This window comes from Pseudomonas sp. MEJ108, from assembly GCF_030208985.1.
Lineage (GTDB): Bacteria > Pseudomonadota > Gammaproteobacteria > Pseudomonadales > Pseudomonadaceae > Aquipseudomonas > Aquipseudomonas fragariae.
In genome coordinates this window covers 1-15,238 of the sequence record NZ_JARVSW010000046.1, presented here as the reverse complement: position 1 = coordinate 15,238, position 15,238 = coordinate 1, and the positions used below count along the sequence as shown (strand labels likewise).

The following is a 15,238-nucleotide window of genomic DNA, read 5'->3' as shown; positions in this document are numbered from 1 at the left end:
AAGGCTGCAAGCGAGTCAGGATGTCAGTTTGGCGATGGCGCGTTCAAAGCGGTTCAGGCCCTCTTCGATGTCCGCGTCTTCAATCACCAGGCTCGGCGCGAAACGAATCACGTCAGGGCCGGCCTGCAGGATCATCAGGTCCTGAGCCTCGGCCGCATTGAAGATGTCCTTGGCCTTGCCCTTCCAGACATCGGACAACACGCAACCGATCAGCAGACCCAGACCGCGCACTTCGCTGAACACGCCGTATTGCTTGCCGATACTTTGCAGACGGGTCTTGAACTGCTGATGCTTGCGCTGTACGCCAGCCAGCACTTCAGGCGTATTGATCACGTCGATCACCGCCTCACCGACCGCACACGCCAGCGGGTTGCCGCCATAGGTGGTGCCGTGAACGCCGACCGCAAAGTGCCTGGCGAGCTTTTCAGTGGTCAACATCGCCGCCAGCGGGAAGCCGCCGCCGATGCTCTTGGCGCTGGAAAGGATGTCCGGGGTCACGCCGTAATGCATGTAGGCGAACAGATGACCGCTACGGCCCATGCCGCTCTGCACTTCATCGAACACCAGCAGGGCGTTGTGCTCGTCACACAGTTTGCGCGCACCTTGCAGGTATTCCAGCTGACCCGGCAGAACACCGCCCTCGCCCTGGATCGGCTCCAGCACCACGGCACAGGTCTTGTCGGTCACGGCGGCCTTCAGTGCGTCGAGGTCGTTGTACGGCACATGGCTGATGCCGGTGATCTTCGGCCCGAACCCATCGGAGTACTTCGGCTGCCCACCGACGCTGACGGTGAACAGGGTACGGCCATGAAAACTGTTCAGCGCCGCGATGATTTCGTACTTTTCCGGGCCGTACTGGTCATGCGCCACACGACGTGCCAGCTTGAAGGCGGCTTCGTTGGCTTCCGCACCGGAGTTACAGAAGAACACGCGCTCGGCGAACGTCGCATCCACCAGTTTTTTCGCCAGACGCAGGGTCGGCTCGTTGGTGAAGACGTTGGACACATGCCAGAGGTTATTGGCCTGCTCTGTCAAGGCACCGACCAGCGCCGGGTGGCAGTGGCCCAATACGTTGACGGCGATCCCGCCCGAGAAATCCACCAGTTCGCGCCCCGCCTGATCCCAGACCCGGGAGCCCGCACCGCGCACAGGGATGAACCCGGCCGGGGCGTAATTGGGGACCATTACCTGGTCGAAATCGGCGCGTTGCACCGCAGCATGCTCAACGGACATCGGAGTCTCCTGATGAGGAACGCCTGCCTGAAACTGGCGAGCGATGGAAAGATTGTAAGGACTGAATTGTGTTCGGCCTTGCCGCCAGGCGACAACTTGTTACAGCGCAAAACCGGGTTTTTTCAAGGTTTTCGGCAATGCGACAATTTGCGTCACAAAGGCGCAGTTTAAACGGATTGAAGCCGGCCTGTCTGGACCTGAGCTGTCGCGGCAGCACTTCTATCGCGACAAGACAATCAACCGCGTTCGGCAGGCACAGGGGAAAGTTCGAACGGGCTGCTGCTGCGTCGCTGATTGCGGTCTTCACGCGGCGTGGCACCGAAGAAATTGCGGTAGGCGCTGGAGAAGTGCGGCCCCGAGGAAAAACCGCACGAAAGGCCGATCTGAATGATCGACTTGCTGGTCTGCATCAGCATCTGGCGCGCCTTGTTCAAGCGCAGTTCCAGGTAATACTGGCTGGGTACACGGTTGAGGTACTGCTTGAAGATCCGCTCAAGTTGGCGACGAGACACGCACACGTGCTGGGCGATTTCGTCGGTGGTCAACGGCTCTTCGATATTGGCTTCCATCAGCAGCACCGCCTGGGTCAGCTTGGGATGGCTGGAGCCCAGACGGTTCTGCAGCGGAATGCGCTGACGCTCGCCGCCTTCGCGAATGCGCTCGACCACCAGCTCTTCGGACACCGCCCCGGCCAGTTCGGCCCCATGGTCACGGGACAGCACCGCCAGCAGCAGGTCGAGCACCGACATGCCACCACAGGCGGTCAGGCGATCCCGATCCCAATCGAACAAATGGCTGGTGGCGATGACCTTGGGGAAGCGCTCGGCGAAGTCGTCCTGCCAGCGCCAGTGCACGGCGGCACGGTAGCCATCCAGCAGGCCCAGTTGCGCAAGCGGGTAGACGCCCGCCGACAGCCCGCCAATCGAACAGCCGGCACGCACCAGTTGCTTGAGTGCACTGCCCAGCGCCGGGGCCACGCCCGCCGGAGGTTCGTCAGCCAGTAAAAACAGCTTCTGAAAGCCCTCCAGTCGCCCGACCCAGGGCTCACCCGGCAACTGCCACGCACCGGCAAGCGCCGCTGGCTCCGCGGCCTCGGCCTGTAGAAACGACAGCTCATAGACCACTTCAGGGTGAACCCGCTGCGCAACGCGCAAGGCTTCCTCGGCCAGTGCCAGGGTCAGGGCTCTGGTGCCAGGCCAGACGAGGAAACCTATTCGATGGGCAGTCATTGGGAGATCCGATACGTATTGCCGCAAAAGCCGAGCCTTGGAAGATAGCTCGATCTGGAACATCCAGGTCGTGTCGCGCGTCGCGCAGCATGCCCTGTTCTGGCATAAAAAGGCATCGTCATGCGCTGCCGATCGTCACTTCAGGCTGCCGGACAGGAATTGCTGCAAACGCTCGGTCTGCGGATTGGCCAGCACTTCGCGCGGATTGCCACGTTCCAGAACGACGCCCTGGTGCAGGAAAACCAACTGGTTGGAGACCTCACGGGCAAAACCCATTTCGTGAGTCACCACCACCATGGTGCGGCCTTCCTGAGCCAGCCCTTGCATGACCTTGAGCACATCACCGACCAGCTCGGGGTCCAGCGCCGAGGTCGGCTCATCGAACAGCATGACCTCGGGCTCCATCGCCAGTGCGCGGGCAATCGCCACACGCTGCTGCTCACCGCCGGACATGTGCCCAGGGTAAGCGTCCTTGCGATGGGACACGCCGACCTTGGCCAGATAGTGTTCGGCCTTTTCCAGCGCTTCCTTTTTCGACACACCCAGCACATGGACCGGCGCTTCGATGATGTTCTGCAGTGCAGTCATGTGCGACCACAGGTTGAAGTGCTGAAACACCATCGACAGGCGTGAACGCATGCGCTGCAACTGCTTGGCATCGGCAGCTTTCAGGCCGCCTTCCTTGTTCGGCACCAGCTTCAACTCTTCGTTGTTGAGCAGGATCTTGCCGGCATGAGGCTGTTCGAGCAGGTTGATGCAGCGCAGAAAGGTGCTTTTGCCCGAGCCGCTGGAGCCGATGATGCTGATGACATCGCCGGCCTTGGCGGTCAGGGACACGCCCTTGATCACTTCGTGACTGCCATAGCGCTTGTGCAGATCCTGCACTTCCAGTTTGTTCATGCTTTGGGTTTCCACAGTACGGTCAATCACTGAGCAGACGTCCGTGACGCAGCGCCGTGCGCCCCGCCACCTTGGCCAGCCAGAAACCGGGTTGAGCGTAACGAAGCCGCTCGATGGCGAACAACACCCCGGCAGTATTCGCACAAATGGTACTGACCTGATCGGACAGCGGGTCGATCACTTCGAACAGCGGATCGCCCACCTCGACCCTGTCGCCTGCAGCGCGCAGGAACGTCACCACACCAGGGTGCGGCGCATAGAGCAATTCGGTGCCTTCGAACGGCAAGCCTTCGCAGGCTTCGTGCACCGGCTGCGGCCAATCACCACTGATGAAGCCCTGCTCGGCGAGGAACGCCAGGATACCTTCGGCATGCGCGATTGCCTGCGGCTTGCCGGTGTCGGCCTGACCGCCCAGTTCAAGGGTGGTGGCGAGGCAGGCCAGCGGGATCTGCGCCTGCGGAAAAATCCGCGAAAGGCGCAACCACGGCAGCGAGCAGGCCTCATCGAAGGAGCTGCCACCGGAATCTTCGGCGAGCAGCGCCGCCTGAATATTCAGATGTGCCGACAGCGACCGCCATTGTGGCCAGTGCTGCGGCAAGGCGTACATGTGCAGCGCAGCATCGGCATCACAATGCAGATCGAGCACCACATCAGCGACGCAGGCGTGACGGAGCAGGATGCGCTGCATGCCTTGCAATTCGCTCTGCGGCGCGGGCAGCCCTTCGAGCGCAGCGCTCATCGCCTGGCGAATCAGCCGGGTATTGGCGCGCGGGTCATCGCCCAACTGACCTTCCAGCAACTCGGCGACCGGCTCGCTCAGTTCGGTGAAGTCACGGTTGAAGTTCTTGCCACTGCCGAACTCGAAACGGCCCTGATGCGCGCCTTGCAGCAACTGCCCCAGGCCCAGCGGATTGGCCACCGGTACCAGTTCGACAACACCTTTGAGGAGGCCTTGCTGCTCCAGCTCGGTCAGGCGTTTTTTCAGTTCCCAGGCCGTGCGCATGCCGGGCAGTTCGTCGGCATGCAGGCTGGCCTGGATATAGGCCTTGCGCTCGCCGGTGCCGAAGCGAAAGACGCTCAGCGTGCGCTCGGTGCCGAGGGTGCTCCACGGCAATACATGATCGGTTCTTTGCATTTCAGACCTTCCGTGGGGCGAGGTAGCCCAGCCAGCGGCGTTCGGCGATCTTGAACAGCCGCACCAGAATGAATGTCAGGCCCAGATAGAAAACACCTGCGGTGATATAAGCCTCGAAAGGCAGGTAGAACTGCGCGTTGACCGTACGGGCCGCGCCCGTGATGTCGATCAGGGTCACGATGGACGCCAGACTGGTAGTCTGCAGCATCATGATGACCTCGTTGCTGTACTGCGGCAGTGCCCGGCGCAAGGCCGAGGGCAGCAGAATGCGCCGGTACATCTTGGCTTTCGACATGCCCATGGCCCGCGCGGCCTCGATTTCACCCGCTGGTGTGGCCTTGAGGCTGCCGGCGATGATTTCCGCCGTGTAGGCGCTGGTATTGATGGTGAATGCCAGGCACGCACAGAAGGTGGCGCTGGACAGCCAGGGCCACAAAAAGCTTTCGCGCACCGCGTCGAACTGGGCCAGCCCGTAGTAGATCAGGAACAGCTGCACCAGCATCGGCGTGCCGCGAATCACGTAGGTGTACAGCCAGGCCGGCATGTTCACCCAAGGGTTTTTCGAGACCCGCATCAAGCCGAGCGGCAATGCCGCCAGCAGCCCGAACGCGAGCGAAATCGCCAGCAGCTTCAGGGTGGTCAGCAGGCCGCCGAAGTACAGCGGCAGACTGTCCCAGATCACGTTGTAGTCAAAGATCATAGGTCAGCCGCCCTCACGCCTACCGAGTAGCGTTTTTCGAGGTAACGCAAGGCGAGCAGCGACACACTGGTGATCACCAGGTACATCGCCGCAACCGCCAGAAAGAAGGTGAAAGGCTCGCGGGTGGCATCGGCCGCCTGCTTGGCCTTGAACATCATGTCCTGCAGACCGACCACGGAGATCAGCGCAGTGGCCTTGGTCAGCACCAGCCAGTTGTTGGTGAAACCGGGAATCGCCAGACGAATCATCTGCGGCACCAGAATGCGGAAGAACACCTTGCCACTGCTCAGGCCATACGCCATGCCCGCCTCGGCCTGCCCCTTGGGGATGGCCATGAACGCACCGCGAAAGGTTTCCGAGAGATACGCGCCGAAGATGAAGCCCAGCGTGCAGATGCCGGCCATCAACGGATCAAGGTCGATGTAGTCGTCAAACCCCAGCAACGGGGCGACGCGGTTGAGCAGGTCCTGGCCGCCGTAGAAAATCAGCAGAATCAGGACCAGATCGGGAATGCCACGAATCACCGTGCTGTACAGATCGCCCAGCCAGGCGATCCAGCGTACCGGAGACAGTCTCAGCGCCACGCCGATCAGACCGAGAACGATCGCCAGAGCCATCGACGACAGGGCCAGCTGCAACGTCAGCCAGGCACCTTCGAGGATGACAGCTCCGTAACCTTTCAACATGATGTGCGGTCCTCAAGCGTGGAATAAAAATGGCGCAAGCCAGGCAACCCTGTTTGCGCCATCTCGTTGCGACGACTTATTTGCCGAAGATATCGAAGTCGAAATACTTGTCCTGGATAGCCTTGTACTTGCCGTTGGCGCGGATCGCGGCGATGGCGGCGTTGAGACGGTCAAGGTTGGCCTTGTCACCCTTGCGCACGGCAATGCCGATGCCGTCACCGAAGTATTTCGGATCGAAGAACGAAGGGCCTACGAACGCATAGCCTTTGCCAGCATCGGTTTTCAGGAAGCCGTCCTGCAACAGCGTGGCGTCGGCGATAGTACCGTCAAGGCGCCCTGCACTGATGTCCAGATAGATTTCGTTCTGCGAACCGTACGGCGTCACTTCGACACCCTGCGGGGCCAGCACTTCACGGGCGAAACGCTCGTGAATCGTGCCACGCTGTACGCCGATCTTCTTGCCCTTGAGCTCAGCCAGGCTGTCGCTGACCGTAGTGCCGTCCTTCATCACCAGACGCGCCGGTGAATTGTAATACTTGCCGGTGAAGTCCACGGACTTCTTGCGGTCGTCGGTGATGGACATCGACGACAGGATCGCATCGATCTTGCGCACTTTCAGCGCCGGGATAAGCCCGTCGAATTCCTGCTCGACCCAGGTGCACTTGACCTTCATTTCTTCACACAGCGCATTGCCGATGTCGTAGTCAAAGCCGACGATGCTGCCATCCGGGGCCTTGGACGCGAACGGAGGGTAAGCCGCTTCGATACCGATTTTCAGTGGTTTTTCATCAGCAAAGATCGGCTGGGCGAGCACGGACAACGCCATCGCGCCAATAAGCATGAGCTTTTTCATTTCCAGGGACTCCATCGGTAAAGCACGACAAATGGCAAAGTGAGCAAGCGCCCAATGTGCGAAAGGACAATCTCGGGGAGGAGCGACGCCGGATGCGTGACACCGCGCTGGCGGTTCACAGCCCTCCGGCGAATGAGAGGCATTTTAACGACAGGCTCAAAGTCGATATTTCTTCAATGCGACAACTAGTTACAGAAGCACCTGAAAACCCGCTACACGGTATTGACGGGACCTGTTTCTGCTGATCCAGCAGCGCAGACTTAACCTGTCATAACAGCAAAAAGTGCGCCCATTATTGGCAAACCCTTTTAATCCGGCAAGCCCGGCGTGCCACATGGCGGTTTTAAAGCCCTGCTGCGTCGTACTTTCCTACACAGAAAGCCCGGACATGTCCCACAACGAAGCACCGCGCGACAACACCGTGTAAACCGGTAACAACCCGATATATATCCCGTTTCTCGCTTCAGCCCCTGGAAACAAAAGCGCCCCGATCGGCTCTCACCGAACGGGGCGCTTCAGTCACAGGATCGCTCAGGCAGCGTTCATGGTCTTGTGCGTATCGATCAGATGCTGCACCACGCCCGGGTCGGCCAGGGTGGAGATGTCACCCAGCGCATCGTACTCGGCAGTCGCAATCTTGCGCAGAATACGGCGCATGATCTTGCCCGAACGGGTCTTCGGCAGGCCGGGCGCCCACTGAATGAAGTCAGGCGAGGCAATCGGGCCGATCTCCTTGCGTACCCAGTTGCGCAATTCAGTGCGCAGCGCGTCACTCGGCTCTTCACCGCCGTTGAGGGTCACATAGACGTAGATGCCCTGCCCCTTCAGGTCATGCGGCACACCGACCACAGCAGCCTCGGCGACTTTCGGGTGCGCAACCATCGCGCTTTCGATTTCAGCCGTGCCCATGCGGTGGCCGGAAACGTTGAGCACGTCGTCCACACGCCCGGTGATCCAGAAATAGCCGTCCTCGTCACGACGGGCGCCGTCACCGGTGAAGTACATGCCGCGGAACGTCTTGAAGTAGGTGTCGACGAAACGGTCGTGATCGCCGTACAGAGAGCGCGACTGGCCCGGCCACGAATCGAGGATCACCAGATTGCCCTCGGCAGCGCCCTCGATGAGGTTACCCAGGTTGTCCACCAGCGCCGGGATCACGCCGAAGAACGGACGTGTCGCCGAGCCCGGCTTAAGGGCGGTCGCACCTGGCAACGGGCTGATCAGAATGCCACCGGTTTCGGTCTGCCACCAGGTATCGACAATCGGGCAGTTCTGCTTGCCGACCGTGTTGTAGTACCAGGCCCAGGCTTCCGGGTTGATCGGCTCGCCCACCGAACCCAGCAGGCGTAGGCTTGAACCGTCGGCACCTTCAACGGACTTGGTGCCTTCAGCCATCATGGCGCGAATCGCGGTCGGCGCGGTATAGAGGATATTGACCTTGTGCTTGTCGATGATCTTCGACACGCGGGTGATGTCCGGATAGTTCGGCACGCCTTCGAACAGCAGCGTGGTCGCACCGTTGGCCAGAGGCCCGTAGACAATGTAACTGTGCCCGGTGACCCAGCCGACGTCGGCGGTGCACCAGTAAACTTCACCCGGCCGATAGTCGAACACGCGTTCGTGGGTCAGCGCGGCATACAGCAGGTAACCTGCGGTGGTGTGCAACACGCCCTTGGGTTTACCGGTCGAGCCCGAGGTGTAGAGAATGAACAGCGACTCTTCGGCGCCCATCTCTTTCGGCGCGCAGGTGCTGGACGCCACTTCCAGCAGCGAGTGGTACCAGATATCACGGTGACGGTTCCATTCGATCTCGCCCCCGGTGCGCTTGCAGACGATAACCTTCTGCACGCTGCTGGTTTCCGGGTTGGTCAGGGCGCGGTCGACGTTGGCCTTGAGCGCAGTCTTCTTGCCGCCACGCAGACCTTCGTCAGCAGTGATGACCACTTTGGAACTGCAATCGATGATCCGGCCAGCCAGCGCTTCGGGCGAGAAACCGCCGAACACCACCGAGTGAATCGCGCCGATCCGGGCACATGCCAGCATGGCGACCACAGCTTCGGGGATCATCGGCATGTAGATCGTCACGACGTCGCCACGGTGCACATCCTGGCCACGCAGGGCGTTGGCGAACTTGCACACTTCGGCGTGCAGTTCGCGGTAGGTGATTTCCCGATGCTCGGAAGGGTCGTCGCCCTCCCAGATGATGGCGATGCTGTCGCCGCGTTCTTCCAGATGGCGATCCAGGCAGTTGTAGGCAACGTTCAGCGTGCCGTCGGCGAACCATTTGATATCGACACGGTGATCATCGAACGAGGTCTGTTTGACCACACTGAAAGGTTTGATCCAGTCGAGGCGCTGAGCCTGTTCACGCCAGAAACCATCAGGGTTGACCACCGACTGCTGGTACATGGCCTTGTAGGTCGCTTCATCCGTCAGCGTAGTCGCTGCGACTTCTGGGCGGACGGGGTACAGGGAAGCTGCACTCATCTTGGTTACCTCGGTGGATAGTTGTTGTTTTATGCCCCTGTTGTATCCCGCCCCACCCGCAGGGGCCATTCGACGTTGGTATTACCGGGCGGGGGCGGAGCTGCAAGTCATAAGCCATAAGCTGCAAGCCATAAGCTGCAAGCTGCAAGCTGCAAGCCATAAGCCATAAGCCATAAGCCATAAGCCATAAGCTGCAAGCTTGAAGCTTGAAGCTTGAAGCTTGAAGCTTGCAGCTGCCCTAAAGATTATTACCATTTTGATAAAAGCGCTTATCCAAAGTCTTTATATATGCGCTGTCACAACAGGCATAGAATTCGATCCGCCAACAAGGCAGACATCAACTGCCCCCACGCAGTGTTGTTCCAACTCGAAAAACGTATCAGACCGCCTGAGCCCATGACGTCAAAAACGTGATGCGACGGCGCTCACTTTGAAAAAGGTAAACGACAATGAAAGCTTTATTAGTGGCATTGGCCCTGTGCGGTATCAGCAGTTTCGCCATGGCCGAAGAATCGCAGACCAAAGTGGCTGCGCAACAGGCGCGTATCGAGCAATATACCTACGGCACTCATCTGGATATCGCTCGGGTTATTTCCATCAGCCAGATACCCAATGTCTGCGAAGTGGTCCCGGCGCGGATGGTGTATGAAGATTCGCAGGGCGCACGCCACACCATGGGCTATCAGGTGATGGGCAACGGCTGCAGCAACGGTTGAGGCTTCTTGCCGTTGCAACCTGTGCACGACGCCTCGCCGCCATAGCCTCGCCGCTATATAAGGTGCGAGGCGCATGCACGAAGTGGGTGACGGAACTATCAATGAGCGAGTTATTTATCCGTTGAATGCGGATCTGATTCGCGCCCCACTTCATAGTCGCGCAACTTGTTGGCAATTGTTGTATGAGACACTCCCAGGCGTTTGCCTAATTGGCGACTGCTGGGATATTGCGCATAGAGTTGTTCCAGCACCGACTTTTCAAAGCGCCCGATAATAGCGCCCAGCCCGCCCTCCAGCGACACCTCACTCAACCCCTGTCGCATGCAGTAGTCCGGCAAACGAATATGCTCGGCCTGCACCTTGCCGCCGTCACACAGCGATACGGCCTGAAACAATACATTTTCCAATTGCCGCACATTACCGGGCCAGTGGTACTGACCAAGGCGTTTGATGGCCGCAGGTGATATGCCGGGCAGCGCACAGCCGATCTGCCGGCTGGCCTGATCGAGAAAATGCTCCACCAGCGGCTCAAGACCGTCCAGACAGTCGCGCAGTGGGGGTATATGCAGTGAAAGCACGTTAAGGCGATGATAAAGGTCCTGCCTGAACATGCCCTTGGCGCACAGCTCCGAGAGATCGACCTGGGTCGAACACATCACCCGCACATCGAGAAACATGTCCTCGTCGCTGCCGACCCGGCGAAAACTGCCGTCCTGAATGAAGCGCAGCAGCTTGGCCTGCATGCGGGCACTCAGCTCGCCCACGCCATCGAGAAACAGCGTGCCGCCCGCGGTCAGCTCCAATAGCCCCAGCCGCCCTTCCGCACGCGCACCTTCGAACGCGCCGGGGTCATAGCCGAACAGCTCGATCTCGGCCATCGACTCCGACAACCCGGCGCAGTTGAGCGCCATCAGCGGTGACTGGCCGCGCGGGCTGGCCAGGTGACAGGCGCGGGCCAGCAATTCCTTGCCGGTGCCGGTCTCACCCTCGATCAGCAGCGGCGCATCGAGGGGCGCCATGCGCCGCGCCTCGCGAACCACAGCGGCCATGACCTTCGAGCTCTGAAAGATACTGTCGAAGCCACGCAACTCCTGCTTGCGCACATGGTAGATGCGCTCGCCGACCCGATCAGCACGGTGCAGCGTCAGCACGGCCCCGGCCATGGCCTCGCTGTCGTCATGCTCCGATTGCAGGGGCGCGATATCGGCAAGAAACACATCGCCGCACACCTTGACCCGCAGGCCGTTGATCCGCAACTGGCTGGCGCGCACCAGTTCAGGCAGGTCGAAATCTTCGGCGTAACGCGACAAGGGCATGCCCGGCACTTCATCGACCCGCACACCCAGCAATTGCGCGGCGGCACGATTGGCCGCAACTATCGCCCCGCCCATGTCGATGGACAACACCGGGAATTCCAGCGCGCCGAGCAAGGCATTGAGCTCCATGTGCCGGCGCTCGCTGGGCATCAGCCCGACACGCTTGACGCCGAACACCCCGGTGATCGCCTCGAACTTCGGGCGCAGGGCCTGGAACTGCAGATTGATCAGGTTCGGGCAATGCAGATAGATCGCATCACCGTGCTCGCCCCCCACTTCACCGCGCGCCACGTTGACGCCGTAAGCCACCAGCAGGTCGAGAATGTCGCGAAGAATGCCGATGCGGTTCTGGCAGTGCACCTTGATGCGCATGAGTCGTTGCCCCTGTGAGGGTAGTTTTTTATGAGGCGGCAAAATTAATGTCAACAATACGTTACGCACCCACGCTTCGCGAGCGGCAGGAGGACTGATTTCAGGCTTCACCCATCGCAATCGTAAACTTTTCGTTACGAACCAGTGATCAAACCCTCGCACGGCCCTGCTCACCGCCGCTGACGCGCCCTCGAAACCGGGTTATTCCTGAACACAGGCTTTTACAAGAACACTTTAAAAACAGCAGCCTTTCGAGGACATCAGCATGGCCCAGACGCTTTACGTGGCACGCGAGCCGGACGCTTCGGGTTTCATCGATTACACGGCGGACGAACATGCGGTATGGAACACCCTGATCACCCGGCAGATGGAGATCGTCGAAGGGCGTGCCTGCCAGGAGTATCTGGACGGCATCGAGCAACTGGGCCTGCCGCTTGATCGCATTCCTCAGTTAGGCGAAATCAACAAGGTTCTGGGCGCGACCACGGGCTGGCAGGTCGAGCGAGTGCCTGCGCTGATCCCCTTCCAGAGGTTTTTTGAACTGCTGGCCAGCAAGCGCTTTCCGGTGGCCACGTTCATCCGTAGCGCAGAAGAACTGGACTACCTGCAGGAACCGGACATCTTTCATGAAATATTTGGCCACTGCCCGCTGCTGACCAATCCGTGGTTTGCCGAATTTACCCACACCTACGGCAAACTCGGCCTGAGCGCGAGCAAGGAACAACGCGTGTACCTGGCCCGGCTGTACTGGATGACCATCGAGTTCGGCCTGGTCGATACCCCGCAGGGGCGGAAAATCTACGGCGGCGGTATTCTTTCTTCGCCGAAGGAAGCGCTGTACAGCTTGTCGTCAGCCCCCGAACACCAGCCTTTCGATGCGCTTGAAGCGATGCGCACACCTTATCGCATCGACATTCTGCAACCGCTGTACTTTGTCCTGCCGGATCTGAAGTGTCTGTTCGACCTGGCGCAGCAGGACATCATGGCGCTGGTCGGGCAAGGCATGCAGTTGGGCTTGCACGCGCCCAAGTTTCCACCTAAAACCAAAAGCCACGCCGCCTGACACTCGGCCAGCCCTCCGAAAAGGACCCTCTGCTTATGACCACCTTGAATCAAGCTCACTGTGAAGCCTGCCGTGCCGATGCGCCGCAGGTCAGCGAAGCCGAATTGCCGGAACTGCTCAGGCAGATCCCGGACTGGAACATCGAGGTCCGCGACGCGGTGATGCAGCTGGAAAAAGTCTTTCTGTTCAAGAATTTCAAATGGGCGCTGGCGTTCACCAACGCGGTGGGCGAGATTGCCGAAGCGGAAGGCCATCATCCCGGCCTGCTGACTGAGTGGGGCAAGGTGACCGTGACCTGGTGGAGCCACTCGATCAAGGGCCTGCACCGCAACGACTTCATCATGGCCGCGCGCACTGACGAAGTGGCCAAGGGCGCAGAAGGCCGAAAATAAAATGATTGGCGGGCCATGGACCTTGCCAGAGCGGTCCGGCCCAATGAAATCAAGCTGCTCAGCACCTCGCAAGGTGAAAAGCCGGACAGTAAAAACGCGATTTTGTTTCACGACCAGGGCAATCAGGGTAAAAAAATATCCTGATTGTCATTTTCAGTGGGTTATCCTGCGCAGGCTTTTTAAAGCACGGTTCTATCTGCAACCCCTTGCGAGGAGCGACGACGATGCATGAAATCCCTAACTTCCCACCAGGCCAACAGGAACCACAACAGTCGACTCTGGCTCAGCAAGAGCTTGGTCAACCTGTCGCAATGAAAGCAGCACCCTCGGCTCAAGACAGCCAGAAAGCCGGAAGCAAAGACTGAAGGCGATTGTTTTCAGGCGTATCGAAAAACGGTTTTGCCGGTTTTCAATACGCCTGGAAAACCAGCAACAGGCAAACAGCAGATTTTTATGAGCGACTTCACTGAAACCCAAGCCAGCGCCCTGATTGGCACCGCCGAGAAAATGATCGAGATCTGGTCACGCCTCAGCCCGGAAAAACAGAGCGCCCTGCTCGCCCGTTTCGGTACTCAGGAAAACGCCTTGGCCGCTCTCGTGACCACGCACCTTGTGGCCCCCAGGGACAAATAGCCCCCTTCATTCAGGTTTATTTCAATCTGTTGCACCTGCATCGCCCGATGCATCGGTATGATGAGCACTTCGAGAGCTTGCTAAGGGTTTTCCCTGCCCGCTCGAACGCCATGCCCGCAAAAGAACGAAAGCCCGCCCCATGTCCGAGACACAGCAAAAAACACCACAAACCCCGATGGCCGTTACCCTGACCGTCGTGTCCATCGTGATGTTCACCTTTATCGGCTACCTGAACATCGGCATTCCCCTCGCCGTTCTGCCCGGCTATGTCCACAGTGATCTGGGCTTTGGTGCAGTCATCGCCGGGCTGGTCATCAGCGTGCAATACCTGGCCACGCTGATCAGTCGGCCCTGGTCGAGTCGCATCATCGACAATCTGGGCAGCAAGAAAGCTGTGCAGATCGGGCTGACCGGTTGCGGGCTGAGCGGTGTGTTCATGCTGGTGCCGGTGTGGCTGGACAGCTGGCCGATGGCGAGCCTGGTGATTCTGCTGATTGGCCGGGTGATCCTCGGTGCTGCGGAAAGCCTGGTCGGTTCTGGTTCGATTGGCTGGGGCATCGGCCGGGTCGGCGCACAGAACACCGCCAAGGTCATTTCCTGGAATGGCATCGCCAGCTACGGCGCGCTGGCCATCGGTGCGCCACTGGGCGTGTGGATGGTTGACGAACTCGGCCTGTGGACAGTGGGCGTGAGCATCATGCTGCTGTGCGCGCTGGGCCTGTACCTGACCTGGCATAAAGAGCCGGCGCCTATTGTGCAGGGTGAGCGACTGCCATTCATGCATGTGCTGGGGCGAGTGTTTCCGCATGGCATGGGCCTGGCATTGGGCGGTATCGGTTTCGGCACTATCGCGACGTTCATCACCCTGTATTACGCGAGTAACCACTGGCCGAATGCCGCGCTGTGCCTGACGCTGTTTGGTGGCAGTTTCATCGCCGCGCGCCTGCTGTTCGGCAACCTGATCAATCGCCTGGGCGGCTTTCGAGTGGCGATTGTCTGCATGTCCGTGGAAAGCCTGGGGCTGTTGCTGCTGTGGCTGGCACCTACTCCGGACCTGGCACTGGCTGGCGCGGCGCTGACCGGCTTCGGATTCTCGCTGGTGTTCCCGGCGCTGGGCGTGGAAGCGGTCAATCTGGTCCCGGCGTCGAGCCGAGGCGCGGCAGTGGGCGCCTACTCGCTGTTCATCGACCTGTCACTGGGCATCACCGGTCCACTGGCAGGCGCCATTGCCGCCGGTTTCGGCTTCGTCTCGATCTTCCTGTTCGCGGCACTGGCGTCACTCACCGGGCTGGCGTTGAGCGTTTATCTGTACAAACAGGCGCAGGTGCTGCGCCAGTAATGATCGGTGCTCATAGTCATACAGGTCCTGAAGAGCCCGAAAAGCGGAGTTTTCAGGCTGCTGCCCGCAGGGCGTAGGAGCGAACTTGTTCGCGAAGACATTGTTTTGAACGCAAAATCTTCCGCGACGGTACGGGCCCTTTCGCGAACAAGTTCGCTCCTACGTTCGAGCGTGGGAACGGGGC

Annotated in this window: 15 protein-coding genes; 6 read left to right on the top strand and 9 right to left on the bottom strand. The window is 59.8% G+C overall.

The features are described 5' to 3' along the window. Nucleotides 1-15: 15 nt before the first annotated feature. From QRN50_RS19340 to acs, 8 genes are all read right to left on the bottom strand, one after another. Nucleotides 16-1,233 carry an aspartate aminotransferase family protein gene (locus QRN50_RS19340; RefSeq protein WP_096127426.1) on the bottom strand — a complete coding sequence of 406 codons (1,218 nt, stop codon included), beginning with the start codon at nt 1,231-1,233 and terminating at the stop codon, nt 16-18. Between the two features lie 236 nt (nt 1,234-1,469). After that, on the bottom strand, nt 1,470-2,462 hold the full coding sequence (gene argR / locus QRN50_RS19335) for a transcriptional regulator ArgR (RefSeq protein WP_003404096.1): 993 nt from the start codon (nt 2,460-2,462) through the stop codon (nt 1,470-1,472). Nucleotides 2,463-2,597: 135 nt separating this feature from the next. Further along, entirely contained in the window at nt 2,598-3,362 is a 765-nt protein-coding gene (locus QRN50_RS19330; RefSeq protein ID WP_003404100.1) for an ABC transporter ATP-binding protein, read from the bottom strand. Nucleotides 3,363-3,384: 22 nt separating this feature from the next. Continuing rightward, nucleotides 3,385-4,497, bottom strand: coding sequence for a succinylglutamate desuccinylase/aspartoacylase family protein (locus QRN50_RS19325; RefSeq protein WP_024642712.1), 1,113 nt, complete (start codon nt 4,495-4,497; stop codon nt 3,385-3,387). A 1-nt stretch (nt 4,498) separates the two neighbouring features. Next, nucleotides 4,499-5,197, bottom strand: a complete 699-nt coding sequence (locus tag QRN50_RS19320) for an ABC transporter permease (RefSeq protein ID WP_003314733.1) — start codon at nt 5,195-5,197, stop codon at nt 4,499-4,501. After that, complete coding sequence (locus tag QRN50_RS19315) at nt 5,194-5,883, bottom strand: ABC transporter permease (protein ID WP_003369874.1); 690 nt, start codon at nt 5,881-5,883, stop codon at nt 5,194-5,196. Before QRN50_RS19315 ends, QRN50_RS19320 begins: the two co-directional genes overlap by 4 nt. Nucleotides 5,884-5,959: 76 nt before the next feature. After that, a complete protein-coding gene (gene aotJ / locus QRN50_RS19310; protein ID WP_003404105.1) occupies nt 5,960-6,736 on the bottom strand; it encodes an L-arginine-binding protein AotJ in 777 nt (258 codons plus the stop codon). 531 nt (nt 6,737-7,267) lie between these two features. Next, complete coding sequence (acs, locus tag QRN50_RS19305) at nt 7,268-9,223, bottom strand: acetate--CoA ligase (protein ID WP_011268519.1); 1,956 nt, start codon at nt 9,221-9,223, stop codon at nt 7,268-7,270. A gap of 449 nt (nt 9,224-9,672) precedes the next feature. Here acs and QRN50_RS19300 point away from each other — a divergent pair, with 449 nt between their 5' ends. Beyond that, a complete protein-coding gene (locus QRN50_RS19300) occupies nt 9,673-9,939 on the top strand; it encodes a DUF2790 domain-containing protein (protein ID WP_096127425.1) in 267 nt (88 codons plus the stop codon). A 110-nt stretch (nt 9,940-10,049) separates the two neighbouring features. On the opposite strand, the gene QRN50_RS19295 is transcribed toward QRN50_RS19300, so the two are convergent. Then, nucleotides 10,050-11,627: a sigma-54-dependent transcriptional regulator gene (locus QRN50_RS19295; RefSeq protein ID WP_096127424.1), complete on the bottom strand. Its 1,578-nt coding sequence runs from the start codon at nt 11,625-11,627 to the stop codon at nt 10,050-10,052. A 265-nt stretch (nt 11,628-11,892) separates the two neighbouring features. On the opposite strand from QRN50_RS19295, the gene phhA reads away from it, so the two are divergent. From phhA to QRN50_RS19270, 5 genes are all read left to right on the top strand, one after another. After that, nucleotides 11,893-12,690 carry a phenylalanine 4-monooxygenase gene (phhA, locus tag QRN50_RS19290; protein ID WP_024660166.1) on the top strand — a complete coding sequence of 266 codons (798 nt, stop codon included), beginning with the start codon at nt 11,893-11,895 and terminating at the stop codon, nt 12,688-12,690. Nucleotides 12,691-12,725: 35 nt separating this feature from the next. Beyond that, a complete protein-coding gene (locus tag QRN50_RS19285; RefSeq protein WP_011268522.1) occupies nt 12,726-13,082 on the top strand; it encodes a 4a-hydroxytetrahydrobiopterin dehydratase in 357 nt (118 codons plus the stop codon). 15 nt (nt 13,083-13,097) lie between these two features. After that, nucleotides 13,098-13,226 carry a hypothetical protein gene (locus QRN50_RS19280; RefSeq protein ID WP_003404122.1) on the top strand — a complete coding sequence of 43 codons (129 nt, stop codon included), beginning with the start codon at nt 13,098-13,100 and terminating at the stop codon, nt 13,224-13,226. 309 nt (nt 13,227-13,535) lie between these two features. Beyond that, on the top strand, nt 13,536-13,715 hold the full coding sequence (locus tag QRN50_RS19275) for a hypothetical protein (protein ID WP_003314725.1): 180 nt from the start codon (nt 13,536-13,538) through the stop codon (nt 13,713-13,715). 139 nt (nt 13,716-13,854) lie between these two features. Continuing rightward, on the top strand, nt 13,855-15,054 hold the full coding sequence (locus QRN50_RS19270; RefSeq protein WP_011268523.1) for an MFS transporter: 1,200 nt from the start codon (nt 13,855-13,857) through the stop codon (nt 15,052-15,054). Nucleotides 15,055-15,238 lie beyond the last annotated feature (184 nt).